Source organism: Winogradskyella sp. (assembly GCF_028282165.1).
In the GTDB taxonomy this organism is placed as follows: domain Bacteria; phylum Bacteroidota; class Bacteroidia; order Flavobacteriales; family Flavobacteriaceae; genus Winogradskyella.
The window spans coordinates 24,938-50,311 of record NZ_JANQIM010000031.1 but is presented as its reverse complement, the minus strand read 5'-3'; the positions used below and the strand labels follow the sequence as shown (position 1 = coordinate 50,311).

At 35.3% G+C, this 25,374-nt stretch carries 27 protein-coding genes; 7 read left to right on the top strand and 20 right to left on the bottom strand.

From position 1 onward, the window contains the following. Window positions 1–59 precede the first annotated feature (59 nt). A complete protein-coding gene (locus tag Q0972_RS11945; protein ID WP_299365949.1) occupies window positions 60–2,387 on the top strand; it encodes an ATP-dependent helicase in 2,328 nt (775 codons plus the stop codon). Here the strand turns inward: Q0972_RS11945 and Q0972_RS11940 are convergent, their stop codons facing one another. Both Q0972_RS11940 and Q0972_RS11935 read right to left on the bottom strand, forming a co-directional pair. After that, window positions 2,388–3,329 (bottom strand): hypothetical protein, encoded by a 942-nt coding sequence (locus Q0972_RS11940; protein WP_299365948.1) that lies wholly within the window; start codon window positions 3,327–3,329, stop codon window positions 2,388–2,390. After that, entirely contained in the window at window positions 3,326–4,300 is a 975-nt protein-coding gene (locus Q0972_RS11935; RefSeq protein ID WP_299365947.1) for a pepsin/retropepsin-like aspartic protease family protein, read from the bottom strand. Before Q0972_RS11935 ends, Q0972_RS11940 begins: the two co-directional genes overlap by 4 nt. A gap of 84 nt (window positions 4,301–4,384) precedes the next feature. Here Q0972_RS11935 and Q0972_RS11930 point away from each other — a divergent pair, with 84 nt between their 5' ends. Next, window positions 4,385–5,005, top strand: coding sequence for an L-threonylcarbamoyladenylate synthase (locus Q0972_RS11930; RefSeq protein ID WP_299365946.1), 621 nt, complete (start codon window positions 4,385–4,387; stop codon window positions 5,003–5,005). Here the strand turns inward: Q0972_RS11930 and Q0972_RS11925 are convergent. Further along, the gene (locus tag Q0972_RS11925) at window positions 5,002–6,213 is read right to left on the bottom strand and encodes a multidrug effflux MFS transporter (protein ID WP_299365945.1); all 1,212 of its coding nucleotides are present in this window, start codon (window positions 6,211–6,213) and stop codon (window positions 5,002–5,004) included. The genes Q0972_RS11930 and Q0972_RS11925 overlap by 4 nt on opposite strands. A 76-nt stretch (window positions 6,214–6,289) precedes the next feature. On the opposite strand from Q0972_RS11925, the gene Q0972_RS11920 reads away from it, so the two are divergent. Then, the gene (locus Q0972_RS11920) at window positions 6,290–6,745 is read left to right on the top strand and encodes a DinB family protein (RefSeq protein WP_299365944.1); all 456 of its coding nucleotides are present in this window, start codon (window positions 6,290–6,292) and stop codon (window positions 6,743–6,745) included. 77 nt (window positions 6,746–6,822) lie between these two features. Here the strand turns inward: Q0972_RS11920 and folE are convergent, their stop codons facing one another. Genes folE through Q0972_RS11895 form a run of 5 tightly spaced genes read right to left on the bottom strand, consistent with a single transcriptional unit; the run spans window position 6,823 to window position 11,348 of the window. Next, the gene (folE, locus tag Q0972_RS11915) at window positions 6,823–7,497 is read right to left on the bottom strand and encodes a GTP cyclohydrolase I FolE (protein ID WP_299365943.1); all 675 of its coding nucleotides are present in this window, start codon (window positions 7,495–7,497) and stop codon (window positions 6,823–6,825) included. A 39-nt stretch (window positions 7,498–7,536) separates the two neighbouring features. Further along, window positions 7,537–7,926, bottom strand: a complete 390-nt coding sequence (locus Q0972_RS11910; protein ID WP_299365942.1) for a MerC domain-containing protein — start codon at window positions 7,924–7,926, stop codon at window positions 7,537–7,539. Further along, window positions 7,910–9,235: a hypothetical protein gene (locus tag Q0972_RS11905; RefSeq protein ID WP_299365941.1), complete on the bottom strand. Its 1,326-nt coding sequence runs from the start codon at window positions 9,233–9,235 to the stop codon at window positions 7,910–7,912. The genes Q0972_RS11910 and Q0972_RS11905 overlap by 17 nt, the downstream gene beginning before the upstream one ends. After that, the gene (locus tag Q0972_RS11900; RefSeq protein WP_299365940.1) at window positions 9,232–10,641 is read right to left on the bottom strand and encodes a DUF3526 domain-containing protein; all 1,410 of its coding nucleotides are present in this window, start codon (window positions 10,639–10,641) and stop codon (window positions 9,232–9,234) included. The genes Q0972_RS11905 and Q0972_RS11900 overlap by 4 nt, the downstream gene beginning before the upstream one ends. 5 nt (window positions 10,642–10,646) lie before the next feature. After that, window positions 10,647–11,348: an ABC transporter ATP-binding protein gene (locus Q0972_RS11895; RefSeq protein ID WP_299365939.1), complete on the bottom strand. Its 702-nt coding sequence runs from the start codon at window positions 11,346–11,348 to the stop codon at window positions 10,647–10,649. 78 nt (window positions 11,349–11,426) lie between these two features. Here Q0972_RS11895 and Q0972_RS11890 point away from each other — a divergent pair, with 78 nt between their 5' ends. Both Q0972_RS11890 and Q0972_RS11885 read left to right on the top strand, forming a co-directional pair. After that, complete coding sequence (locus Q0972_RS11890; RefSeq protein WP_299365938.1) at window positions 11,427–11,822, top strand: Fur family transcriptional regulator; 396 nt, start codon at window positions 11,427–11,429, stop codon at window positions 11,820–11,822. Window positions 11,823–11,954: 132 nt separating this feature from the next. Then, the gene (locus Q0972_RS11885; RefSeq protein WP_299365937.1) at window positions 11,955–12,956 is read left to right on the top strand and encodes a S41 family peptidase; all 1,002 of its coding nucleotides are present in this window, start codon (window positions 11,955–11,957) and stop codon (window positions 12,954–12,956) included. Window positions 12,957–12,971: 15 nt separating this feature from the next. Here Q0972_RS11885 and Q0972_RS11880 read toward each other — a convergent pair whose 3' ends face one another. The 6 genes from Q0972_RS11880 to Q0972_RS11855 all read right to left on the bottom strand — a co-directional run bounded on the left by Q0972_RS11880 (window position 12,972) and on the right by Q0972_RS11855 (window position 19,115). Further along, window positions 12,972–14,513, bottom strand: coding sequence for an acyl-CoA carboxylase subunit beta (locus Q0972_RS11880; RefSeq protein WP_299365936.1), 1,542 nt, complete (start codon window positions 14,511–14,513; stop codon window positions 12,972–12,974). Window positions 14,514–14,519: 6 nt separating this feature from the next. Next, a complete protein-coding gene (gene accC / locus Q0972_RS11875; protein WP_299365935.1) occupies window positions 14,520–15,959 on the bottom strand; it encodes an acetyl-CoA carboxylase biotin carboxylase subunit in 1,440 nt (479 codons plus the stop codon). A 118-nt stretch (window positions 15,960–16,077) separates the two neighbouring features. Then, complete coding sequence (locus Q0972_RS11870) at window positions 16,078–16,554, bottom strand: acetyl-CoA carboxylase biotin carboxyl carrier protein subunit (protein WP_299365934.1); 477 nt, start codon at window positions 16,552–16,554, stop codon at window positions 16,078–16,080. Window positions 16,555–16,636: 82 nt separating this feature from the next. Next, entirely contained in the window at window positions 16,637–17,314 is a 678-nt protein-coding gene (locus tag Q0972_RS11865) for a PrsW family glutamic-type intramembrane protease (protein ID WP_299365933.1), read from the bottom strand. After that, the gene (locus Q0972_RS11860; protein ID WP_299365932.1) at window positions 17,311–17,883 is read right to left on the bottom strand and encodes an NUDIX domain-containing protein; all 573 of its coding nucleotides are present in this window, start codon (window positions 17,881–17,883) and stop codon (window positions 17,311–17,313) included. Before Q0972_RS11860 ends, Q0972_RS11865 begins: the two co-directional genes overlap by 4 nt. 143 nt (window positions 17,884–18,026) lie before the next feature. Then, window positions 18,027–19,115, bottom strand: a complete 1,089-nt coding sequence (locus tag Q0972_RS11855) for a M42 family metallopeptidase (RefSeq protein ID WP_299365931.1) — start codon at window positions 19,113–19,115, stop codon at window positions 18,027–18,029. Between the two features lie 123 nt (window positions 19,116–19,238). Between Q0972_RS11855 and Q0972_RS11850 the strand changes: the two genes are divergently transcribed. Together Q0972_RS11850 and Q0972_RS11845 are read left to right on the top strand one after the other, a co-directional pair. Then, window positions 19,239–19,931, top strand: coding sequence for a DUF4294 domain-containing protein (locus Q0972_RS11850; protein ID WP_299365930.1), 693 nt, complete (start codon window positions 19,239–19,241; stop codon window positions 19,929–19,931). Then, window positions 19,932–20,561 (top strand): hemolysin III family protein, encoded by a 630-nt coding sequence (locus tag Q0972_RS11845; RefSeq protein ID WP_299365929.1) that lies wholly within the window; start codon window positions 19,932–19,934, stop codon window positions 20,559–20,561. Here Q0972_RS11845 and Q0972_RS11840 read toward each other — a convergent pair. The 6 genes from Q0972_RS11840 to Q0972_RS11815 all read right to left on the bottom strand — a co-directional run bounded on the left by Q0972_RS11840 (window position 20,558) and on the right by Q0972_RS11815 (window position 25,234). Then, window positions 20,558–21,028, bottom strand: a complete 471-nt coding sequence (locus Q0972_RS11840; protein WP_299365928.1) for a DUF1572 domain-containing protein — start codon at window positions 21,026–21,028, stop codon at window positions 20,558–20,560. The genes Q0972_RS11845 and Q0972_RS11840 overlap by 4 nt on opposite strands. Before the next feature lie 13 nt (window positions 21,029–21,041). Further along, window positions 21,042–21,545, bottom strand: coding sequence for a cupin domain-containing protein (locus Q0972_RS11835; RefSeq protein WP_299365927.1), 504 nt, complete (start codon window positions 21,543–21,545; stop codon window positions 21,042–21,044). Window positions 21,546–21,598: 53 nt separating this feature from the next. Continuing rightward, window positions 21,599–22,243, bottom strand: a complete 645-nt coding sequence (locus tag Q0972_RS11830; protein WP_299365926.1) for a DUF1801 domain-containing protein — start codon at window positions 22,241–22,243, stop codon at window positions 21,599–21,601. 417 nt (window positions 22,244–22,660) lie between these two features. After that, a complete protein-coding gene (locus tag Q0972_RS11825; RefSeq protein WP_299365925.1) occupies window positions 22,661–23,050 on the bottom strand; it encodes an SMI1/KNR4 family protein in 390 nt (129 codons plus the stop codon). A gap of 226 nt (window positions 23,051–23,276) precedes the next feature. Next, window positions 23,277–24,302 (bottom strand): hypothetical protein, encoded by a 1,026-nt coding sequence (locus Q0972_RS11820; protein WP_299365924.1) that lies wholly within the window; start codon window positions 24,300–24,302, stop codon window positions 23,277–23,279. A 65-nt stretch (window positions 24,303–24,367) separates the two neighbouring features. Beyond that, window positions 24,368–25,234 (bottom strand): hypothetical protein, encoded by an 867-nt coding sequence (locus Q0972_RS11815; protein WP_299365923.1) that lies wholly within the window; start codon window positions 25,232–25,234, stop codon window positions 24,368–24,370. Window positions 25,235–25,374: the final 140 nt, after the last annotated feature.

The window sequence follows — 25,374 nt, the reverse complement described above, 5'->3', positions numbered from 1 at the left end:
TTTTGTGCATTGAAAAACCTCATACTATGTGTATTTTCACAGTTCGAAAAAATTAAGCTTTGGAACAATACCTCAATCAACTTAACGATGCGCAATTAGCGCCAACATTGCAAAAAGATGGTCCTATGATTGTCATAGCTGGTGCAGGTTCTGGAAAAACACGTGTTTTAACGTATCGTATTGCTTATTTAATGAGCCAAGGAGTTGATGCTTTTAATATTCTGGCACTTACCTTCACCAACAAAGCTGCTCGGGAGATGAAGAGTAGAATTGCAGATATTGTTGGTGACAGTGAGGCCAAGAATCTTTGGATGGGAACCTTTCACTCTGTATTTGCCAAAATCTTGAGATTTGAAGGACACCATTTAGGATTTCCAAGTAATTTTACGATTTATGATACCCAAGATGCACAAAAACTTTTGGGTGCAATCATCAAAGAAATGAACCTCGATAAGGATATCTATAAAGCCAAACAGGTTTATAGTCGCATATCCTCCTACAAGAATAGTCTTATTACGGTGAAAGCCTATTTTAATAATCCTGAATTAATGGAGGCCGATGCCATGGCACGACGTCCAAAAATGGGAGATATTTACAAGGAATATGTAGACCGTTGTTTTAAGGCTGGCGCCATGGATTTTGATGATTTATTGCTTAGAACCAATGAGTTATTAACACGATTTCCTAGTGTTTTAGCACAATACCAAAGTCGATTCCGTTATATCTTGGTCGATGAGTATCAGGATACCAACCATTCACAGTATCTTATTGTAAGGGCTTTAGCAGATCGTTTTCAGAATATTTGTGTGGTAGGTGATGATGCCCAGAGTATTTATGCCTTCAGAGGAGCCAATATCAATAACATTCTCAACTTTCAAAAAGATTATGATGATGTAAAGGTCTATCGCTTAGAACAGAATTACCGTTCAACCAAGATGATTGTGGGTGCTGCTAATTCTGTGATTGAACATAACAAAACCAAGCTCGATAAAATTGTTTGGACGGCTAACGAAGTAGGCGAAAAAGTCATTGTTCATCGCTCTATAACCGATGGTGATGAGGGTCGATATGTGGCAAGTACTATTTGGGAGACCAAAATGAACAAACAACTCGCCAATAGCGATTTTGCAGTTTTGTATCGTACTAACGCTCAATCTCGTGCTATTGAAGATGCCTTAAGAAAACGAGATATTCCGTATCGTATTTATGGTGGGTTGTCTTTTTATCAGCGTAAGGAAATTAAAGATGTTACGGCATATTTGCGTCTCATTTTGAATTCTTCTGATGAAGAGGCCTTAAAGCGTGTGATAAACTATCCTGGTAGAGGTATAGGTCAAACTACAGTAGATCGCTTGGTTGTTGCTGCCAATGCCACTGGTAAGACGATATATGATATCATGAAAGATATCGATAATGTTTCTATCAACATTAATAATGGCACCAAGAACAAACTCAAGGATTTTGTAACGCTTATTGAGAGTTACAAGGTGATGAATAAAAACGCTAATGCTTTTGAATTGGCAGAGCACGTTACTAAAACAAGTGGTTTGATTCGTGAGTTGAATAAGGATGGGACACCTGAAGGAGTGACGAGAATGGATAATGTGCAGGAGTTATTGAATGGTATTAGGGATTTTGTAGAGGGACAGATAGAGGTTGCTGATGCTGGTGATTCGCTTGCAGAATTTTTGGAAGATGTGGCTTTGGCTACTGACTTGGATGGCGATAAAGGTGATCCTAACCATGTCGCATTGATGACGATTCACTTGGCAAAAGGATTAGAATTTCCACATGTATTTATTGTGGGTATGGAAGAGGATTTGTTTCCTAGTGCGATGAGCATGAATACGAGAAGTGAATTGGAAGAGGAACGTCGTTTATTTTATGTCGCTTTAACTCGCGCTGAAAAACAGGCGTACTTAACGTATACTTTATCACGCTACCGTTGGGGAAAATTGATTGATGCCGAACCAAGCCGTTTTATAGAAGAGATTGAAGATGAATATATTAATATCACGACGCCGCTAAAGGAACAGCGCTTTAATCCGATGTTAGACGCTTCTATTTTTGGTGATATTGAACCCAATAAAGTACGGTTTGCAAAACCTAAATCACCAAAATTTAAAAAGAAAGACCCTAAGAAAGCCGAACCTTATAAGATAAGTACACCGAAAAAGCTAAAGCCTGTAAGCCAATCAAAAGGTGCTTCAAATTTATTCGATACCAAATTAATCGTAGGCAATATTGTAAATCATCAAAGATTTGGTAGAGGAGAGGTACTTAAAATTGAAGGTACGGGTGGTGATTTAAAAGCCGAGATACGATTTGAAAATGGCGATACCAAAAAGTTATTATTACGATTCGCTAAGTTAGAAGTTATTAGTTGATTACTTCTTTACCATACAAACGGAGTTAATATTTCCTTTGTCATCATACTCCTTTACAGTATTTTCTGGATCTGTAATCCAATTACCATCTACTATAAACTTGTATTGATATTTTCCTCCAGATAATTTTTTGTTGTAAACCCAACAGCCATCAATTTTTGTCATCTTATGGTCCTCTTCAGACCAGTCATTAAAATCACCACTTAGTATTACCGTTTCAGCATCTAAATAGTCACAGAGACGAAACTCTACAATTTTTTGGACATCGATTATAGAATTGTAACCACCAAATTCGTTAACCACCTTAGAGGGGTTTTGTGGATCTTCAATCCAAAGGTGCTTATCTACAATAAATTTGTACTGATAGATGTCTGGTCTGAGCTGTAAGGTAACTTCCCATCCATCATCCGTAGGTTCCATTACAAACCCAGATTCATCCCATCGGTTAAACGTACCACTTAGAATAACGCTCTTAGCATCTTTGTAACCTTTGAGTTTAAAAGTAACATTTCCATATTCGGTAGCAAAAGCACTATACAGTTTTAAGTTGTAGGTCATATATCTATGGCCTTTGTAATCTGTTGCATCAACGATATTTTCGAAATCTTCGGAGGGTTCTGCCCAGTGTTTACCATTGACTATGAATTTAAATTCCCAATCAAAATCTGAAGTAAAAAAGGAAAGCTCTTTTTTTAATTCGTAAATAGAATCGTTAACCTTGGTCATTTTCCACTGGTTTTTGGCCCAGTTGTTAAACTCTCCTGAAACACAAACGTAATCTATGGTGTCCCCGTTATTCTTTATATTGGGATAATCATTAACATCGAATACAAAGATCAGATCTTCTCCTTCTATTTTATACCCACTAATATTTTGTGAAGTGGTACCAATGGTTAAAAATAAAAAGCTTAGAAATACTAATATATTTGTTTTAATACTCAATATTTAATAATAGGACTCTTAATAAAATAGAGTTTCTTTTTTCTGTAATTGATTATGGTTCTTTTTTGAGCGAAGAATTCAAAACCTAATATACCGTCGAGTTTAGTACCAAATACGGCATTCATTTTTCTTAAATTGGTAAGTACTGTTTTCATCGGGCCAAAGTAAATTGAATCATTCAATTTAACCCTGTACAATTTCCCTGCCAAAACGTTTTTCTTTTTGCCACTAGCGCCCGTAAGCTTTAATTCTTTGCTAGGGTAAAAATAGTCTAAAATTTTTGAACCTAATTTTTTGTTGAGTTGATTGTATTCGGCAGCTGTATCTAATCCGAATTTTACTTTCTTGTCACCGATATAGGCATCTAAAATTATAGTGTGTTTTTTAAGTTGAAAATCAACGCTATCGTGAATGGTTTCAGCATAAACCTTATCCGATAATTTGTCACCATTTTTATCAACTTTGGTTAATGTTAATTGATTAAGATGCATATCTATAAAAATCTCAAAGTCTTTTAGAACGCTATATCCTATAATACCTAGAAGTTTAATTTTCTTTGTTTTTTCAATGTGCGATAAGTCAATGACATCTGCACTTAGTTTTTTTAAATTAATGTCATTGATACTAAGAAGGTTGAGGTGCTTTTCTTTTACGCCCTCTATGTCGGTATGAATACCACTTTTCTGTTTGCCATCATCTCCATATTTTCTTGAAGGCTTAAAATGAACACTATTTAGAATTAAGGATTCTGACCCTGTGTCGATAATAAAATTACCTTCTTTGTCTAGAATACCTACTTCAACAACAATGAGTTGATCTATAATTTTAAAAGGTATACGTGTGGTAGAAGCATTGACAAATTCTGCCTTAGTAAAATACATTGGAGGGATATCTTTGGCAGGTATAATTTCATTCGCAAAAAGGCGCGAAGAAATTAATAAAACGATTAATATTTTGATTGATTGATGCATACTATATAGACTGTAAATTATAACACAATGTTACAGTAAAAAAAACATTATGCTTTTTTTAGCATTTATGTGTATCTTTAAGTTATGGCAGAGTTTATTAAAATATATCCAGAAAACCCTAATCAAAGAGTTATTCAAAAGGTAGTTGATATCCTTAAAAATGGTGGCTTGGTTATCTATCCTACGGATACCGTTTATGGTTTGGGATGTGATATAACTAATATTAAAGCCTTGGAGCGAATAGCTAAAATCAAAGGTGTAAAACTCGAGAAATCCAGTTTTTCTTTTGTTTGCGAAGATTTGAGTAATCTCAGTGATTATGTAAAGCAAATAGATACGTCGACTTTTAAGATTCTTAAACGCGCTCTGCCTGGAGCTTACACGTTTATCCTTCCAGGCTCCAAAAGTTTGCCTAACCCTTTTAAAAAGCGAAAAACCGTAGGGATTAGAGTGCCAGATCATTCTATTGCATTAGCATTGGTTAAAGGTTTAGGTAACCCAATTGTATCTACATCTATAAGAGATGAAGACGATATTATTGAATACACAACCGACCCAGAGCTCATCCTCGAAAAATGGGATAATCTTGTTGATGTAGTTATAGATGGGGGATATGGAGGTAATGAAGCCTCCACCGTTATTGATCTGTCTGTTAAACCACCAGAAATTATTAGGGAAGGGAAGGGAAGTCTGGAGATCTTTTAGATTTTTCTCAATATTTTGGATGCTCTATCGCTATTGACATAGAAAAGTAATAGCGATATTAATCCGCAAACTAAAAACCCAATAAACAATGGTGTTACTGAGTTTACTACATGCTTACCTATAAAGTCTGCTATTGGGACTGCCATAACGGTCGAAATAAAACCATTTAGTGCAGAGCCAATGCCAGCAATGTGTCCCATAGGCTCCATAGCCAAGGCACGTAAGTTTCCAAATAAAAACCCAATTGTAAAGAATTGAAGCGCAAAGAATGTAATCAATATTTCTATACTAGGATTGTGTCCGGAGTTATACACTATAATAAAGAAAAGTGATATGAGTATAAAACTTATCATGGCAATATGTACAATTCGTTTCATACCAAATCTTACCACCAGTTGACTATTTAAGAATGTTGCTAAACCTACTGAAATGGCTAAGCTCGCAAATATCAATGGAAACTCATCGGCCAGATCATATTGCTTCTCAAAAATTTGCTGCGAGGTGCTTAAATAGACCATAAAAGACCCTGTGATAAAACCAGAAAGCAAGGTGTAGATAACAGCTGCTCTAATTTTGAAGAATTGTACTGTGCCTGTTTGAAATATCCTTAAGCGATAAGGGATTCTGTATTTCTCTTTTAATGTTTCTGGTTGTCTTGCCCAAAACCAAAGCATAACAATAAGCCCAAAAACTAGATTGAACGTAAAAATAAATTGCCAATTATAGTGATTCATAAGATATTGTCCAAGGGTAGGCGCAATCACTGGCACCAAGATGAATACCATTACTACAATAGAAATAATTTTTGCCATATAATCCCCTTCATAAGTATCTCTTATCATAGCGATGCACATCGTTCTAGGGCACGCTAAGCCAATACCTTGTAGTACACGGCCAAAAATCATCATTTCAAAATTTTTTGTAGTCGTACATATTATTGAAGCTATTATAAAAAGAATAAAACCAGTATAAACAACTGGTTTTCTGCCAAAGCTGTCCGATAAAGGTCCAAAAATTAATTGCCCTATGCCTAAACCTAAAAATATAGAGGTTATAAGTTTGGGATTATCCAATGGATTACTGACATTTAAGTAATCTCCAATCTTAGGAAGTGCTGGTAAAACGGCATCAATGGATAAGGCCACAATTGACATTAATGCGGCCATTAAAACCACAAATTCAAACTGTGACCGCTTTTGTTTTTGCATAGCGCAAAAGTAAACTAATTATTATCTATTTTTGGATTAATGTCGTATCAAAATCTAATGCTAATATTTAGTTCTTATGCTTACCGAAACGTTAATTAGAGTTTTCAAGAGAGATCTTAATAAATTAAAGGAAGAAGTCAATGCTTATAAAGATGAAGTTAATCTATGGTTGGTGCCAGAAGGGATTTTAAACTCAGCTGGCAATTTATGCCTTCATCTTGTGGGTAATTTAAACCATTTTATTGGCGCCACTTTGGGGAACTCAGGCTATGTGAGACAACGCGATCTAGAATTCTCGATTAAAAATGTCCCAAAATCTGAAATGCTACAACAAATCGATGATACTATTACTGTTATTGAAGATACACTCGGAAAGTTAAATGCCTCTGATTTACAAGAAGAATACCGAAGAAATCCATTTGAGGATTTTATGACCACGGAATACTTTTTAGTCCACCTCACCACACATTTGTCTTATCATTTAGGACAAATCAATTACCATCGGCGTTTATTGGATAAATCTTCAATTTAGTATCTATGGCTCTAACCATGACCCAACGGTAGCTAAGGCAATACTGGTATGGAGACTTAATATTGGTGAAAATTAATTCAAGATTGATTTGCATTGCCTTTTATGCCAATCTGATTGAAAAAAGCATTGCGTTGTTCTGGTTTAAGAAAGCAACCTCCGTATTCCATAGTTGTGGTTGAACTGTTTTTGTCTTTTATACCCCTAGACGATACACATAGATGTTTGGCATTAATAACAACTATGATGTCTTCAGTCCCGAGTGTCTCTTGTAAATCTTTGAGGATTTGAAGACAGAGACGTTCTTGAACTTGTGGCCTATGCGCATAATAACTTACTAAGCGATTAATTTTTGATAAACCTATGACTTTGTCTTTTGGTATGTAGCCAACATGGGCTTTACCGACTATAGGCAAAAAGTGATGCTCACAAGAAGAATCTATAGTAATATCTTGCTCTATGATGAGCTTTCTGTAACCATATTTATTACTAAAGGTTGATATTTTAGGGCGATTACTGGGATTAAGGCCATAAAATAGTTCCTTAACATACATCTTGGCAAAGCGATAGGGTGTGCCAGATAAACTATCGTCATTAAGATCTAACCCAAGCTCATACATAATAGCTTTAAAATGTCGCTGAATGGCTTCAATTTTTTCATCATCAGATTTATTAAATGCATCGACTCTCATCGGTGTGTCAATGCTGGTTGCTATATGGGCATCTCCTAAAAGTTCTATATCCTTCTTTTCCATAATCCTAGTTTAACGTAATTAAATACAACAATTTTCATCTTAGCATTGACAATACTTTTTGTTGTAAAGATGTATTGCAATTAAGGCTATCGCCGGAATATAAATAGTACCTTCAGGTAGAGGTAACCATTCTAGTTTTTCGTTTAATATCACTAAGCAAAGCCCAATCCAACTCATCCAGAGTGCAAACTTTACCCACGATTTTATAGTGTTTTTAGCAGACCAATACACTGCGAAAAAGGAAATACCAATGAAAATAAAATCGATACTTTTCCACCATATTGGTGCATGGTGATGATCGGAAGCAACACTAGCTTGGGCAATAAAAACAAAAGGAGTAGCCATGCAATGGATTAAGCATAGGCTACTTGCCAGAGCACCTATAATATCCGAGTTTTTGTTTTTTAACGTTCTATTTATTGTTATCATTTAATCTATTTATATAATCTAAATACATTTTTTTATTCACTTCAACACCATCCCATATATCTAACACCATGGTTTCAATTTGCTTATCAATTAAGAGCTGTATATCGTTTCTATAGTTTTGATAATCATTGAAATGGGTCTTTGTTATGTGGTTAAACTCATTTTGAAATAATGTCACTGGATTTATCCAACATGACTTTACTATTGCTGTGTTTTTTTGTTGATGACTTTTCTCAATGGGTTTTAAGCTGTTTTTGGTTAAATCGTTAGTTAGAGCAGAAGCAGATTGATTCATAGCCCTATTCCGCTTAAGGCTATCTTTCATTACTACGCTGTTTACTATTTCGGGAAACTTTTTATTCAATTTATTTTGGAAAACACTGTCAGGTAATGCATATAACTCATCTCTATCATTCCTTTGGGCATCAATAAAATCGGTCATTAGATTTGCTGGGTATTTTGTACTTACCCACTGATGAATGGTACCAGGTATAATAAAGGTAAAGAGCAACCAAACACCTACCATTTTTAAGGTATTGTTTATACTAAATGTCCCAAACTGAATTAATAAACCAAAGACAATAACCCAAATGAGAAGGTATAATACCATCCAATCAAGAAACATGAAGAAGCCATTTACGTCTTTTGCGAAAACATTTGTTAGCATACCACCATATAGTAGCAATACTAACAGAACAGACACAATTAATGCACAATAGAAGCCTATTCTGGTCCAAAGCCAAGCTTTTATACTTGCTGTTTGTACAGTAATCAGTGGTAATATTCCAGAATCTACCTCTTTGCCTTTAACGTTGTAAAGACAAATCATAACTAACAAGGGTAATAAATATATGATCGAAAAGGTAAAGTCTAAATAGCCCGTTTGTAATCGTTCGGGATTTGCAATTTCTTCTGCCATATCAGCATCGTAAGGGCTACTCATAAATGTTACGCGTTTATAGTAGCCATATTGTTCTGCCTGTCCGATGCCATAAACCATAAGTGGTGATGGTGTTTTAAATAAGTGGGTGTTTGAGTACCACATTGCCCAAAATGGTGTGGTGACATCTACCCAAGGTCGATCAGCAGGCCCTTTTTCGTTCTTGTCGTAGTATGCCAAAACCTCAGATTGAGATGCTTTAGACTGAACTTTTATTCGCTCTATCTCAGACAATTGTGTATGATATAAATTTGAGCCATTGTGCAATCCATAAATAGAAGCCAAGATGAAAAGTATAATAGCGACAATCTTAAAAGGACTTCTTACAAAATGTGTCCACTCATATTTTAGAATTGCTAGTATTTTCATACAATATCCATTCGTTTAGTTCCAAATAGGATTAATCCAACGGTTGCAATTGACCATAAAACTAGAAATATGTTATCCATGATGTAATAATTCCAAACACTATTGAGATTAGTGTTTTTGTAGTTAAAGTCCTTAATAGATCTGAAGAATTCATTTTTGGCTTTCCAGCCCCAATCACCTGTTTTAGAACCACCATAAGCATGTTCATCGTTTAGTTCTTTTATAAAAACACGTCTGTAATCTTCAACTTGTCTTAGGAATAACTGGTGGTGCAGATTGTCATTACCTGCATAACCCATGCTAGAGTTTTGAAGCGAAATTAATGGACTGAAAACACCAAAAAGTTGCACTTTTTTCTTTTGTTTTTGAAGGACTTCAGAGAGATTTCCAAAATGCTTATCCCATACAATATTGCCGTATTCTTCATCTTCTTGCATACGAATGCCATCAAAATTAATAGGCAATTGTGATAAACTATCTACTTTATATTCGGCTAAAATCTTTTCTTCCAAAGCCTTGCCACGTTCATCTTTAGGATTGTGTCCGTCTATGCCTTTAGAGCGGTCCTCTTGCATAGCGGTTTTAAACTCATTTCTGCTTGGTAAGGGATGCCATTTTTCGACACTACTCATTATTATATTTGGGACAAAAACGGTCCATAAGATCCATATTCCAATCATACTTGTTAGTGCAAGAGTCGCGTTCTTAAAGCGTGCAGTGAGAAATACAGTAAGGCCAACAACAATAAAGTAATACAGGCTATAGCTTATCATAAAAAGTACCAATCTGTATACTATATCACTGCTAAAGCTTTTCAAATTTAAAAGGGTGTAAATTAGAACTGTAAAGCTCAATAATAATATACCGAATAGCCAAATAGCTAAAGCCTTTGACATCATAAGCTTAGGTAAATTTGGACTCTGTAGCAAAAGTATTTTTAACCGTCCCTGTTCTCGTTCTGAATTCACGGAAGAAAATGATAGAAAAATCAGTAATAATGGGACAATGTATTGGAGAAGGAGCGATGCTTTAAGCTTCCCGAATTTTGAAATACTTGTCATTTGGGAGGCTTCAGAATGTACCATTTCATTTTGAACGTGACCTTCCACACGCAATACGTTTCCTGTAACCCTATTAACGCCTTCATCTAAGTTGGTCAATACGTTTGTAGGCTTAAACACATAAGTGCCATAGTGAGCAGCACTGTGCGGATTCATGGAGTCAATACTTTCCCATTGTTCTCTAAGTTCATCCTTTGCAATTTTGTAAGAGGCAATCTGCTTTTGGTATTGTTTGCTAGAAAGAAAAATGGCGAGTACAAAAACTAATAAAAAACCAATACATAACCTCAACAGTATTTTATTTCTTAGCAGTAATCGCCATTCGTTTGTTATGATTTGCCTCATCCTAGCTAGTTTTGCATATACTTGAGATAAAGGGCTTCTAATTCGTTGGCACTAACGTCCTTACTGTTCAATTCTTTTACCAAGATGCCATTTTTTAATATGCCAATACGATGACATACTTCCCGCACCCTAAATATGTCGTGAGACGCCATTAAAATTGTTGTACCCGAAGACGCTAGGGATTTAAGCAGCATAGATAACTCATTACTTGCCAAAGGATCTAAACCACTGGCAGGCTCATCTAATAATAGTACTTTTGCTTTTTTAGCAAAGGCTATTGCTATACCAACTTTTTGACGCATTCCCTTAGAGTAGCTTGAGACTTTTTGTTTATGAGCTTTAGTTTCTAGGCCGCAGGTATTCAAAAACTCTTTAAGCTCAGATTTGGTGTATTTTAGATTTGCGATTCTGCAGAAATAATCTAGATTTTCTATGCCAGAGAGGTGAGGGTAGAGATTCACATTCTCAGGAATATATCCCACCAATTTTCTGGCCGTTTCTGAATTACTAATAACATCAATATCTGAAATACGAATCTGCCCAGAATCAGGTGTAATGAATCCCAATAACATATTTATAGTCGTGGATTTACCAGCACCATTAGCACCAAGGAGACCCAAAATTTCACCTTCAACTATGTTTAAACTAAGATTATCTATTGCCTTATTGCCTTTAAATGATTTTGAAACTTCATTTAGTGTTATCATATATCTACATTATTGCAACTTAGTTGCAAAAATAATATAAAATTTGATAATGCAACATAGTTGCAGTAGATTTGCGTTATGAGTATTAAAAGAAAAACAAAGTCTGTAAATATTATTTTATCCATATTCGAAAATGCACATGAAGCCTTATCTGTTGTTGATTTAGTAGAAAAGCTTAAGGGACAAATGAACAAGACTACGGTATATCGAATACTCAATCGTCTAGAGAATGAGGGTACTATTCATTCATTTGCAGGAACAAATGGGCTGAAGTGGTATGCTAAATGCCACCAATGTACTACGCACAACCATAATGATATACACCCACACTTTGAGTGTAATGATTGTGGAAAAGTAGAGTGTTTGGAGATAAATATTCCTATTCCGAAAGTAGACAATCGGAACATTGAAACGGCAAACATTATGCTTAAAGGTCAGTGTGCCGATTGTGTTAATTCTGATTCTGTAATATAATTATTCTTAAAAGTTCCATGAGGGTCGAACTTGGCAAATCTTTATACTGTTGTTGTACTTATTATGACCTCGAATCGTCGGTTTTTTAATATCTTTAGATAAACATTTTCCTTTTAAATAGAATAAACCCCGATGAGCTTAAGAGTTACATTTGCTATCGCAATTATTTTATCAGCTTGTAGCAATAACTATGATGCCCAACAGCCTTCAGAAACAATGACTAACGAAGAAGTGATCGTCGAAGAAGAAATTTCTAGTATAGCTTCTGAATATTTAGATGAGCTTATAAATATTATGTCTAATAACGCTTTACATAGAAATACAATTGATTGGGATAATTTTAGAGAAGAAGTGTTTTCTGAGGCCGGAGCAGCACAAACGATTAGCGAAACGCATAACGCTATACGTAAGGCCTTGATTCTATTGGGAGACAACCATAGCTTTTTTATCACAGTGGAAGAGTCTTATATTTTTTCTAATGGCATACCTTGTAATGGTGACTACGAATCTGTATCAGGGTTACCTGATACTATTGGTTATGTAAAAGTTAATGGTAATTTTTTATCCGATCAAACTAATATTCAATTGGCCAATGAGATTCAAGATCAAATTATAGAACAGGATAACCCCAATATAGAAGGTTGGATTGTTGATTTAAGAGACAGTGGTGGCGGAAATATGTGGCCAATGTTGGCAGGTATCGGGCCAATATTGGGAGAAGGTACAGCGGGTTACTTTAGTTATCCAGATGGTACATTTTTAGAATGGAGTTTTGAAGATGGTGCAGCTAAGTTTAATAATAGTATAGCTTTACAACTCTACAATTCGTATCATCTCATAACTCCAAACCCTAAAGTGGCCTTGTTGATAGATAACGGTGTGGCTAGCTCAGGAGAAGCCATTGTCGTTAGCTTTTTAGGAAGACCAAATACAAAGACCTTCGGTGCTTCTTCTACTTGTGGTTTATCTACTGGAAACACATCATTCTCTATGAGTGATGGGGCTTTTTTGTATTTAACAACAAGTAATATGGCTGATAGAAATCAACAGATTTATGGTCAGGCCATTGCACCAGAACAATTATCTTCAAATGCCACTATTATTCAAGATGCCATAGAATGGTTAGACAACTAATAATTGATTAACCTTCTATAGAGGAATATTCCCATGCTTACGTTTAGGCTCACTTACCTCTTTATTTTCTAACATGCTAAAAGCCTTAATTAGTTTTCGTCTTGTATTTTTAGGTAAGATGACTTCATCGATGTAACCTCTTTCGGCCGCACTATATGGGTTGGCAAAAAGTTCCGCATATTCTGCTTCTTTTTCTTTCCATTTGGCTTCAGGATCTTCGGCACTTGTAATTTCTCTTTTAAAGATGATCTCTGCAGCACCTTTAGCACCCATAACAGCAATTTCGGCATTTGGCCAGGCAAAGTTCATATCTGCACCAATATGTTTTGAGTTCATCACATCATAGGCACCACCATAAGCTTTTCTTGTAATTACTGTTACCCTTGGTACTGTGGCTTCACTAAAAGCATACAATAATTTGGCACCATGTACAATAATTCCGTTCCATTCTTGGTCCGTACCTGGTAAAAATCCTGGAACATCTTCTAATACCAGTAGAGGAATATTGAAGGCGTCACAAAAACGTACAAAGCGCGCTGCTTTTTTAGAACTCTTTACACCAAGTACACCAGCTAAAAACATAGGCTGATTGGCTACAATACCAATGGATTTTCCGCCAAGACGCGCAAAGCCTACAATAATATTCTCGGCATAGTCTTTATGGATTTCATAAAAAGAATCTTCGTCTATAATCCCGTCGATAACACTATGCATATCATAAGGTTTATTAGGATTATCAGGAACAATATTCGATAAACTCTCCCTAACTTCTTCCTTTAACTCAAAATCAATGTCCTTAGGTTTTTCTCTATTGCTTTGTGGTAAATAGCTCAATAAACGTTTAATATCTTCTAAGCACTCCACATCATTAGCCGAAGTTTTGTGTGCTACACCCGATTTTGTAGAATGTACGCTAGCACCGCCAAGTTCTTCACTAGTGACTTCTTCGTTTGTTACAGTTTTTACAACATTTGGTCCAGTAACAAACATATAACTTGTGTCTTGTACCATAATTGTAAAATCGGTCATTGCAGGCGAGTACACGGCACCTCCAGCACATGGCCCCATAATGGCAGAAATCTGAGGAATGACACCCGAAGCCTGTACATTTCTATAAAATATGTCAGCATAGCCCCCTAAAGAACGTACACCTTCTTGGATACGTGCGCCACCAGAATCGTTTAAACCAATAACAGGTGCTCCGACATTGACGGCCATATCCATGATTTTGCAAATCTTTTCGGCATGGGTTTCGGACAATGAACCACCAAAAACTGTAAAGTCCTGGGCAAAAACATATACTAGTCGTCCGTCTACAGTTCCATAACCTGTCACCACACCATCACCATAGAATTTTTGATTTTCCATACCAAAATCCTTTGTTCTGTGAGTAACAAGAGCACCAATTTCTTCAAAAGATCCTTCGTCCAGTAGATAAAGGATACGTTCTCTTGCGGTTAGTTTTTTCTTTTGGTGTTGTTTATCAATTCTAGCTTGACCTCCTCCTAATTTAGATAAGGCAATTTTTTCGTTTAGTGTTTTTATTTTAGTCTCCATGATATCTTAATTAGGTAGTCTTAATTGTTTTTGATCTTCAAAATATTGTTTAAGTGCAAGTTTTGCGGCTAATTCGGCCTCCATTTCGCTCGCTTCTTCTAATATGCTTGGCGAATAATAGTCTTTTACAAAATGGGTATCGAAATTACCACTTCTAAAGGCTTCATGTTTGCAAACAAACCTTCCAAAAGGCAATGTGGTTCTTACACCTTTTACTTTATAATTGTCTATGGCATAAATCATCCACTCAATGGCTTCACTTCTGGTTTTCCCATAGGTGATAAGCTTAGATAGCATTGGGTCGTAATAAATCGGGATATCCATCCCTTCTTCAAAACCATTATCTACACGGACATGATCGCCTTTGGGTAATTTATATTCTTCTAAGTTACCAACACTTGGTAGAAAATCATTCATTGGATCTTCTGCATACACACGTAGTTCAACGGCATGTCCATTTATTTTGAGATCTTCTTGTTTAATAGTCAGTTCCTCTCCACGTGCTACCTTAATTTGTAATTCTACTAAATCAACACCAGATATCCATTCTGTTACTGGATGCTCTACTTGAAGGCGTGTATTCATTTCCAGGAAGTAGAAATTATGGTCAGCATCCATTAGAAATTCTACCGTACCTGCACCAACATAATCACAGGATCTCGCTACATTGATAGCAGCTTGCCCCATTTTATCTCTTAACTGTGGTGTGAGAATAGCTGAAGGTGCTTCTTCAACTACTTTTTGGTGACGTCTTTGAATAGAGCATTCCCGCTCAAAGAAATGAAGATAATTACCATGCATATCTGCCATAATCTGAATCTCGATATGTCTTGGTGATGTTACATACTTTTCAACAAAAACAGAACCATCTCCAAAAGCTGATGTTGCTTCACTAATGGCACGTTTCATTTGACTCACAACATCTTTTTCTTTCTCAACAATTCGCATACCTTTTCCGCCACCACCTGCTGCAGCTTTGATAAGGATTGGAAAACCAATCTTTTTAGCAATCTCTACGGCTTCTTTTGGGTCTGTAATGGCATGGTCGACACCAGGAACCATTGGGATGTTATAGTCCTTAACAGCTTCTTTAGCTGCTAATTTGTCGCCCATCATTTTTATGGCTTTAGATCTCGGGCCTATAAAAATGATTCCATTGGCTTCGCACAATTCGGCAAAGTCTGCATTTTCACTTAAGAATCCATATCCAGGATGAATACCATCCACATTTAATGCTTTGGCGACTTCAATAATCTTATCACCCCGTAGATAAGATTCGCTAGAGGGGGCTGGACCGATGCATACGGCCTCGCCAGCATATTTAACATGTGGTGCATGTCTGTCTACTTCAGAATAAACAGCTACAGTTTTTATTCCCATTTGCTTTGCAGTCCGCATGACACGGATGGCAATTTCGCCACGATTGGCAACTAATATTTTTTTCATGTAAGTTTTTTTTTGTCACTCCGAGTGATTTTTGATAAAGATTTTATCTAGAAGTTCTCGATACATCCTGATCCCGATAGCTATCGGACAGTCAGGACACTAGAACTGACTCATCATGTTATTCGAATTCGATTAAAAGCGAGTTTTTTTCTACGGTATCCCCTTGTTTTACTTTTAGTGATTTGATGACACCCTCACGTGGTGAGTTGATCACATTTTCCATTTTCATGGCTTCTAAGATCACCAAGGCATCATCTTCTTTGACCTCTTGGCCTTCTTTTACATTGATCTCTAGAATTAATCCTGGCATAGGCGCTTTAATTTCACTTACTTTTTTAGATGAGCCCATCTCAAATCCCAAAGCCGTAATTTGTTGGTCTAGGGTATCATTAATAACAACATCATAGATATTGTTATTGACTTTTATACGATACTGTTTTTTGTTGAACTCAGCATCTAGAATTTTGGCTTTTATAGATGCATTTTTGTGAAGTATGTGATACTGGTTGGTCGAGGATTCAACGGCATCAAGTTCTTCTACTGCTTCTTTGTTTATATCAAACTCATAAGAAGCGTTAACTTTTGCTTTATACATAGATAAATGTTTATTAAACTTTGGCTAAATTAGATTATAAAGAGGTCCTAAAATATGAAATAAATCATGTTTAGAAAAGTGTTTACAAAGATTTAAAGTTTGAATTATCCTGATGACGTTTTATAGCTTTCCTGGACAGCATGATAGCAATTAATAGTGAAATAAATGCACCTATAGAGATGCCAGGAATAAACCGGATAAACAAAAAGAAATCATAAGCACCGTGAAAAAGTACTGCCAAAAACAAGCCGGCCATATTTAACCTAAACCGGGTTTTTGAAAATTTGGCCTTGCCCATGTAGTAACCCATTAAAACCCCAAAAGTGGCATGGGCTGGGACAGCCGTAAAAGCACGTAAAACAGCAGTTTCAAAACCACCTTGAAATACATACATAATATTCTCGGTACATGCAAAACCCATAGATACCATTACAGCATAGATAATTCCATCAAAAGGTTCGTTAAACGCTTTTTTGGGTTGGGCAAAATATTTTACTATAACATATTTGCTAAATTCTTCAGATAAAGCAACGACTACAAACGCTTGAATAAACTGTTGCCACACACTATACTCGTCCGTAATTGGAATAAACTGCCCTGTAAATAAATAAAGCGCAGTTACTATTAAAACGCTAACTATACCACCTAATAAAAAACTGGCAATCAATAAACCGACAGGTTCTTTTTCATATTTATCCTGAAAATAAATGTAAATAAGAATCACCATTATTGGAGCGACAGCCATTAGTATTAAACTCATAGACCAAGTTTCTCTTTAATAGCCTTTAAAACAAATCTATAATATGGCTTATTTGTTGGTATAAAGTGATGATTGGTTGCACTGTTTTCCAATAAGACTTCAAATTCCTTGAACGAGACTAATTTTAAGGCTTCAACTTCGTTCTCTTGAGGAGTCAAATCCCTTAAATCTACTTTGAGTTCAGCAATGTATACCTGATGAAACTCATTATCTCGAATAGTGCCATTATTATAAGAAGACTCATGCAGTTTTACACCAATCTTAGTTAAATCTTCGGGTTGTAATTGTAAATCTATTTCCTCTTTAGTTTCTCTTAAAGCCGCTTCTATAAAGGTTTCACCAGCGTCGATATGGCCTGCAGCAGAAACATCCCAAAGTAATGGATGTATTGCCTTCTTGTGTGAACGCTGTTGCAATAAAACTTCTCTATCCTTAGTGTAAAGCCATAGATGTATGGTGTTATGATACCACCCATGTTTATGTGCTTCAGATTTTAAAGCGGTTTTACCGGTTGGTTTTCCTTCAGAAGTTATTATATCAATGTATTCGTCCAAATTGCGATCTGTCATATAGAGCACTCCGACTTCGCTCTGTGTAGGCGTAGTCGTGATGTCTTAATAATTATAGTATTTAAAGTGTTCTCGACTGCCTATCCGCAATACAAAACTATGGAAGACACGGCGCTAGAACTGAGATTTAAATAGAAAAAATATTATTCAAAATAACTAAAAGTTTCTCCGTCCTCAATTTTTAAGAGCGTTTCATAAATCAGTCGTATCACATTCTCAACATCACTTTTATGCACCATTTCTACCGTGGTGTGCATATAGCGAAGTGGCAAGGAAATTAAGGCAGAAGCTACACCACCATTACTGTAGGCAAAAGCATCTGTATCTGTTCCTGTGGCTCTTGATAAAGCTGCACGTTGAAATGGGATTTTCTTTTCTTCAGCGGTGTCCGTGATAAGGTCTCTTAATTTTTGTTGAACTGCAGGTGCGTAAGCCACTACTGGACCTTTACCGATTTCTGCATAGCCTTGTTTCTTCTGGTCGATCATTGGAGTTGTAGTGTCATGCGTTACATCAGTAACTATGGCCACATTGGGCTGAATAGTCTCAGTAATCATTTCTGCACCGCGTAAGCCTATTTCTTCTTGTACGGAATTTGTAATGTAAAGTCCAAATGGCAATGTTTTTTTGTTCTCATGAAGCAAACGTGCCACTTCGGCAATCATAAAGCCTCCCATTCTATTGTCTAGGGCTCTACAAACAAATTTGTCCTTATTAAGAATATGAAATTCATCAGGATAAGTAATAACACAACCCACATGAACTCCCATTTTTTCTACTTCGGCTTTATCTTTTGCGCCAATATCTATACAGATGTTATCTGGTTTTGGTGGCTCTTCCTTAGCTCTATTTCTAGTATGAATCGCTGGCCAGCCAAATACACCTTTTACGATACCTTTTTTAGTATGAATATTGACCACCTTACTAGGTGCTATTTGGTGGTCACTACCACCATTTCTTATGACATATAATAAGCCCTTATCTGAAATATAATTAACATACCAGGAAATTTCATCGGCATGGCCTTCAATTACAACTTTGTAGTTGGCCTTAGGGTTTATAACTGCAACGGCGGTGCCATAAGTATCTGTGATGAACTCGTCAACATAAGGTTTTAAGTAATCCATCCATAGTTTTTGACCTTCCCATTCGTAACCTGTTGGTGATGCATTGTTCAAATATTTCTCTAAAAAATCCATAGACTTTTTAGTAAGTAATTGCTTTTTTGCCATTTATAAAATTTTTGCTTAAAAATAATAATATTAATAGGAATTTAGGGTTATAGCCTGTAATAATTGTTAATTTTGAAATCGCTATAAATTTTTTTTGGAACGATTTTAGAAGTAAAACGAAATATGAAGTATATCATATACATTACATTGCTGATTTCTACCGTTGCTTTTGCGCAGGAAGATCCGATTAAGAAGGATAGCACCCAAGTACATTACATGATTATTGAAGGTGATTCTATTGCTGTTACGGAAGTAGAATTAGATGAAGTTTTAGTGCTACCAAATCTTAATTTCAAAAATAGGGATGAGCGCATACGCTATATTGTTCTTCGTCGAAAAACTATTAAGGTCTATCCCTATGCGAAATTGGCTGCCGAACGATTGGAAACCTTACAGAAACGGTTGGCTACTCTAGAGCGTAAGCGCGAAAAGAAACGCTATGCAAAAGTCATTCAAAGATACATCGAAGATGAATTCTCGGAAGAACTTAAAAAGTTAACAAAGACCGAAGGACAGATACTAGTGAAGTTAATTCATAGACAAACGGGTAAAACGACTTTTCAGCTCATAAAAGAATTGCGAAGTGGCTGGCGGGCTTTTTGGTTTAACAATACAGCAAGTCTATTTGATATCTCTTTAAAAAAGGAGTTTAGCCCAATAGAAGAGGAGGAGGACTATTTAATTGAAGATATTTTACAGCGTGCTTTTCAAAATCAACAATTAGAACGCCAAAGACCAGCTTTTGAAATCGATTTTTATGCTTGTGTTGATAAATGGAAGAAACCCAAAAAACAACTCAATAAAGCCACAAATTAAATGCGCAGGCAAACTAAACTAGAAGAACAGTTAAATGCTTGGTCTCATGGTATAGGTGCTGTATTAGGTATAGCAGCTTTGGTCTTACTAATTGTGTTCTCTAATAATACAGCTAAGCCCTGGAGCCTCTTTAGTGTTATAGTCTATGGTATTTCTATCATTGTTTTGTTTTTGGCATCTACATTTTATCATTCGGTAAAAGGTGAGCGACGGAAGCACAATTTTAGAATCGTTGATCATATTAGCATTTATTTGTTAATCGCAGGAACATATACTCCTGTGTTATTGATAGCACTTAGAGATAGTAAAGGTTGGCCATTGTTTTGGACAGTTTGGGGTATTGCAGCTTTTGGTGTGGTTCTAAAACTTTTTTTTACTGGAAAATTTGAAGTCTTTTCGACGCTACTTTACTTAGTGATGGGCTGGCTCATTATTTTTGATTTTTCAAACCTGTCCAATGCCATTGGACCTAATGGTGTATTATGGCTATTTGCTGGAGGACTTTCTTATACTGTTGGCATTATTTTCTATGCTATAGAACGTATTCCTTACAACCATGTAATATGGCATATATTCGTTTTGGGAGGTGCCATTTGTCATTTCTTCATGATTTTTAATCACGTTATTTAAGAAGAAAGTGTCATTTTCTTGATGATTGCAATTTGCCCTAAATGGTAATATGCATGCTCAATTAAACCATCAATGTTACGTTGGTAGTTTCCATATTTCTCATCAACAAAATGCTTTAGAAGTTGATCATTACTCAGTTGTTCTATATATTTTGCCAATGCTTCGGTATCATCCCAAAATTTTTTTTGAAATGCCATCCATTCCTCTTGTGATGTTATTTCGGGAAAATTAAAACTGTACTTATCTCTTATGTTTAATTCACCATTAATAAATACGTTTTTTATACCTTCAACATAATAATGTACATGTTGGGCTAGAGCTGCAATTGTATTTAAAGATTGAATCTTGGTGTTGGCAATATTAAAGTCTAGATGTTCTATTTGATCTTTATAGTTGGTGTTGGCGATCCATGTACCGTTCAAAATGACTTCCCTGAGTCTATTTGCAAGCTGTGTTGAAAGTTTCATTAATACTTAGTGTTTAATGATGGGTCAGTTTGGCGATTGTATATTCTAAGTTTGGAAAAAGTTCGGTAAGCTCCTTTCGGGATTTTAATTCAAAGTCCTCAAAACTAAAACCTGGCGATACGGTGCATCCTACTAGGGCATAAGCGTCTTGTTCTATAACTTCCGCAGCAAACCAATAACCACCTGGTACCACGAACTGAGGCACTTCTCCTTTGCCAAAGTTATTCCCAATGATATGCTCTGAATATTCGCCATTATTAGATATCATATGGAGTCGAATAGGTGAGCCTTCGTAAAAATGCCAAATTTCATCTTGTTTAATGCGATGCAGCGCAGAGAAACTTTCGGATGTCAATAAGAAGTAAATACAAGTAGAATAATTGCGCTTGCTTCCATAGGCAGTGTCCAAGCTATCCTGTTCTATAAAGCCAGTGCTCCTGTAGGTTTCCTTAAAGTAACCACCTTCAGGATGCGCTTTTAAATCGAGTTGTTCTATAATGGTTTTAATTGAGTTCATTTTTTGGAATAGATTGATTTGAGTGTTTTATTTAAAATCTTATCAATATGGCTTTACATTTTTAATAATTGTTTATGAGAGCCATCACAATTTGGTTTTCGTTTAGAGAGTCCACAAGTACAATCAGTTAGACCAAAGCCATCAAAGATACGTTGTCTATTTTTTTTGATACGGGCAAGTCTGGTTTTGGATTGTTTAGGTTTTGTAAAATGAAGAAGGTAGCCTTTTTGACGACCTGGTGTTAAAGCATTAAAGGCTTTTTTGAATTCAATATCTTCTTCAAAAATTTCTAATAATTCTTCAGGGATTTCGTATTCAGAAATCGTTTTATAAGCAACTTTCAATCCCAGATTCTCTATTGCAATGGCTTCAAAAATATAGTTTTTAAGAGATGTTTTAATCTTATTTATTTCTTCTAAACTGGTAAATCGAATCTGTCTGCCTGCTTGGGAATTTTCTGTGGGTTTAACTAAAATGCTTTTGTGGTCTTTAAGCAATGCTCCTTTAAAAAATGATATAGCGCAGTAGTCCTTAAATTCATGGATAAGTACAATGTTTTTCCCATCAATCGTATAACAAGGACGCATCCATTTGTACTCTTCTTTTAAATTGCAACTCAATATCGTTTTGCGTAATTGGGAGAGCTCATCTTGCCATTGGTCTAAACTTTCAATGTATGTCGTAACATTTGGATTCATAATTGCTTGCTTATGTGTTAACATTTCCTTCATTATCGAGCTCTAGATAAGAATTAAAGGCAATTGTACACAGCAATTTTGGCTATGGTTTCATTTAGGAATCGTTTGCTGAGTATGATTCTCCCATGACTGTAAAATTAGGAAAAAAGCTTGAGATTCTGACTGTAAATACTGAAGCTTTGGGGAAATTGTTGAATAAACCTTGGAGTCATAAAATCATATATATGTCTAAGTATATGAATTTTGCGAAGGCTTTTTTTGTTTACTTATTGCATTACATTTTTAGTCTAAGTCTATGTTTAATAATCTGAAAACCTAAAAAGGTAGATATACAAAAGTTGTAGGTATGGAAATAGAGTAGACCTTTTTATTCTTTTATTTTTCACTTCAGTCGTTATTAGTTATACACATTATATATTATTCAAATTCATTGATCGAGTCGGCAATCTTTTTAATACTTCCAGTTTCGTGATCCCAAAAATGAATTTCATCAGTCAAATTCCCATCTCCGTTATGTATTAAAATGACTTGGTTTCCATATCCGTCTGAGGCAATTGCGATACCATTTTCAGGAAAACCAATCCACTCACGGGCATTTTTTGTTTCTAATCCAATATGATTGCAAGTCCTTCTAATCCTTTTTTTATCAGATTTATCAAAAAATGGATAAAGCTTAAATTCAAGATAGCCATTTACTAATTCACCGCCATTTAACTTTATCATTCTGGTTTTGAATTCAGTAGGGAATCTCACTTTTAATTCTGATTCAGTCTCGATTATGTATTTCTCATCAACTGGGAATGGCATATTGCATTATTTTCAATTGGGCACAACAGTTTGGTATGACTACCCATTATGATTTTAGACACCAATTTTTGGGTATGGTCACTTACTTTGACAATAATGCCGTCAACAGCTATTGAGAGGGTTTGCTCAAGTCTATACTGATCTTTTCGACTTTGCTAAAGACAAGCTCTGTAAAAGGGTAGGCGATAATGTCGCTATTATTTATGGCCATTGTTGGCAACAGTATTTATTTCTCAGTCCATTCAATAAACTCTTTAAAAATAGCTGGCCAATTGTCCTTTCCTGTTTTTACATTTACAAATCCGTGATCGCATCCAATGCAAACATTAAATGATAAGTTGTTTTTTCCGAGTCTTGCAAACTCTAATGGGATTAAGTAATTAGTTTCAATAGGAGAACTTTCGTCTTCTGTCCCTAACTGAATGTAAATGGGAATATCGATTTTAATTAAATGGTTAATCGTTGGTTCGGCATAGCTCCACCAGCGCTTATTGGTATATTCGGTAATTTCATTTTCGTTTGATGGGGATGTGTTCAGGGAATCTTTGGCAACAGTTTTGAACAAATTAATCGTTTTATCTATATTTAATTGTGTGATAGAATCAGATTGTTCGCCTCTTAAATTTGACTTTCTTTCAAAAAGAATAAAATCAAAAAAATCGGGCAATGCACTTCCTCCCCAAACTCCTAAATGTGTTATTTTATTATTTGTTGTTGCCAACTTTGGAGCAACAAAAGCACCTTCCGAATGCCCATATACAATTAGTTTTTTTGGTTTTAAAATATGCTTTGTTATATGGTTGATGACAATATCTGCGGCAAAAACTCTATAGTCTAACGCGTTAAGACTATTGTACTTCTCTAGGTTTAACGTTCCATATCCTTTGACCGCTGGCGTTCCTGGAAGACTTATAATTACATATAGATAGGACTCATTTAATAGGTTATAATCTGAAGAAAAGTATTGAAAATACTTATTGCCTTTTTCTGTTTTTTCTATTTCAAAAAAAGGTAACGGAATTGGTGTTGTTCCCTGTAAATATATAACTACTTTATCTGGTTTTGAATTCTTTTTTTGATGGACGTAATAATAGATTGTGTCATTCTCAACCGGAATAGAATGCTCCTTAAAACCAAACCTTTCAAGGGTTTTTTCTTTTAAGTTTTGCTTTTGTGCATTTGTTTGAGAAAATGTAAATAACAGTGTAAAGTAGATTAAAACTTTGTAATTTCTTTTTAAAGTAGGTGTCATGGGTTAATTCTAATTCAATTTTTAGTTTTAATAATTATCAACGGTCTCGACTATGAATAGTTGTTTTATTCCAATATAATTTTAAGAGAATCTCGCTCGCCTTTTTTAGCCGAAAGAATAATTTCGTGTTGCTGCTCATCAACAAAAATCTTAATTGCACTTGTGTTTGGCGACACTGTTCCTTCGTTTAGCGCTTCAACCTCTATAATGTTTTCGCCCGATTGTAAATCAATATCAAATCTCTTGCCTTTTTTTGAAACTTTTAAATCTGAGAACAAGATATTACCATTCAAATAAAGATTAATGAGGTCACCATCTTCATCATAGCTATCCCAGACTTCTATTTTTACAGTTTTTGTGAAAAGTATGATTTCTTTATCATCAACCACAAGAATTTCTTTTTTATCTGTTATTAGAAGTGTAGCAGGATTTTCTGCTTTGATACTTTGGTTATCGGTCTTGATAATATTTTTAGATAGTTTAAATGTGCCTTTGGGACAACTGCCTTCGAAATATCTTTCGTTGATTAAATCATATTTAATGTCGACACCATAGTTTTCTCCTTCAATTATCATTTTATTATTAACTTCATCAATTTTTAGTTCAGCTTTCAGATTGCTGAAACACAAAAATGGAAAATTTGGTTGTGGAAAGTCGATTTTTACAATTTCAGATGGATTTATTTTTATTTTTCCTTCTCGTACTGAACCGATAAACTTATATACGGAATAATTTTTTGTCTCTGTTTGTACGACTACTGCTTTTCCTGATAGATTATTTTTTTTGTGTACAATATTTGTTTCTAGATTAAAGCTAAACAGAGTATCACCAATTTTTTGATAAATCATTCCGCTCCATCTACCATTTAAATCTTGGCTTAAAGACATAAGCGGTACTAAAACACTCAAAATTAATAGTGAAATTTTACGCAATATTAGATGTGTTTTTAAAATGTTTTACAGCGATTTCTGTATGAATAGTAGTCGATTAATATTACCACTTTTCATAAAGCAATATACTCTATTTAAACGAAAAACGGTTTAAGTTAGAACTCAAACCGCAATTGCCCATA

What these genes read in the sequence shown, in the direction of transcription:
- Q0972_RS11820 (WP_299365924.1), bottom strand. Translation starts at nt 24,302, where the DNA reads ATGACACCTACTTTAAAAAGAAATTACAAAGTTTTAATCTACTTTACA.
- Q0972_RS11890 (WP_299365938.1), top strand. Translation starts at nt 11,427, where the DNA reads ATGAGTATTAAAAGAAAAACAAAGTCTGTAAATATTATTTTATCCATA.
- Q0972_RS11865 (WP_299365933.1), bottom strand. Translation starts at nt 17,314, where the DNA reads ATGAGTTTAATACTAATGGCTGTCGCTCCAATAATGGTGATTCTTATT.
- Q0972_RS11830 (WP_299365926.1), bottom strand. Translation starts at nt 22,243, where the DNA reads ATGAATCCAAATGTTACGACATACATTGAAAGTTTAGACCAATGGCAA.
- Q0972_RS11910 (WP_299365942.1), bottom strand. Translation starts at nt 7,926, where the DNA reads ATGATAACAATAAATAGAACGTTAAAAAACAAAAACTCGGATATTATA.
- Q0972_RS11850 (WP_299365930.1), top strand. Translation starts at nt 19,239, where the DNA reads ATGAAGTATATCATATACATTACATTGCTGATTTCTACCGTTGCTTTT.
- Q0972_RS11855 (WP_299365931.1), bottom strand. Translation starts at nt 19,115, where the DNA reads ATGGCAAAAAAGCAATTACTTACTAAAAAGTCTATGGATTTTTTAGAG.
- Q0972_RS11905 (WP_299365941.1), bottom strand. Translation starts at nt 9,235, where the DNA reads ATGAAAATACTAGCAATTCTAAAATATGAGTGGACACATTTTGTAAGA.
- Q0972_RS11935 (WP_299365947.1), bottom strand. Translation starts at nt 4,300, where the DNA reads ATGCATCAATCAATCAAAATATTAATCGTTTTATTAATTTCTTCGCGC.
- Q0972_RS11870 (WP_299365934.1), bottom strand. Translation starts at nt 16,554, where the DNA reads ATGTATAAAGCAAAAGTTAACGCTTCTTATGAGTTTGATATAAACAAA.
- Q0972_RS11900 (WP_299365940.1), bottom strand. Translation starts at nt 10,641, where the DNA reads ATGAGGCAAATCATAACAAACGAATGGCGATTACTGCTAAGAAATAAA.
- Q0972_RS11930 (WP_299365946.1), top strand. Translation starts at nt 4,385, where the DNA reads ATGGCAGAGTTTATTAAAATATATCCAGAAAACCCTAATCAAAGAGTT.
- Q0972_RS11885 (WP_299365937.1), top strand. Translation starts at nt 11,955, where the DNA reads ATGAGCTTAAGAGTTACATTTGCTATCGCAATTATTTTATCAGCTTGT.
- Q0972_RS11845 (WP_299365929.1), top strand. Translation starts at nt 19,932, where the DNA reads ATGCGCAGGCAAACTAAACTAGAAGAACAGTTAAATGCTTGGTCTCAT.
- Q0972_RS11895 (WP_299365939.1), bottom strand. Translation starts at nt 11,348, where the DNA reads ATGATAACACTAAATGAAGTTTCAAAATCATTTAAAGGCAATAAGGCA.
- Q0972_RS11880 (WP_299365936.1), bottom strand. Translation starts at nt 14,513, where the DNA reads ATGGAGACTAAAATAAAAACACTAAACGAAAAAATTGCCTTATCTAAA.
- accC (WP_299365935.1), bottom strand. Translation starts at nt 15,959, where the DNA reads ATGAAAAAAATATTAGTTGCCAATCGTGGCGAAATTGCCATCCGTGTC.
- Q0972_RS11825 (WP_299365925.1), bottom strand. Translation starts at nt 23,050, where the DNA reads ATGCCATTCCCAGTTGATGAGAAATACATAATCGAGACTGAATCAGAA.
- folE (WP_299365943.1), bottom strand. Translation starts at nt 7,497, where the DNA reads ATGGAAAAGAAGGATATAGAACTTTTAGGAGATGCCCATATAGCAACC.
- Q0972_RS11835 (WP_299365927.1), bottom strand. Translation starts at nt 21,545, where the DNA reads ATGAACTCAATTAAAACCATTATAGAACAACTCGATTTAAAAGCGCAT.
- Q0972_RS11920 (WP_299365944.1), top strand. Translation starts at nt 6,290, where the DNA reads ATGCTTACCGAAACGTTAATTAGAGTTTTCAAGAGAGATCTTAATAAA.
- Q0972_RS11840 (WP_299365928.1), bottom strand. Translation starts at nt 21,028, where the DNA reads ATGAAACTTTCAACACAGCTTGCAAATAGACTCAGGGAAGTCATTTTG.
- Q0972_RS11925 (WP_299365945.1), bottom strand. Translation starts at nt 6,213, where the DNA reads ATGCAAAAACAAAAGCGGTCACAGTTTGAATTTGTGGTTTTAATGGCC.
- Q0972_RS11860 (WP_299365932.1), bottom strand. Translation starts at nt 17,883, where the DNA reads ATGACAGATCGCAATTTGGACGAATACATTGATATAATAACTTCTGAA.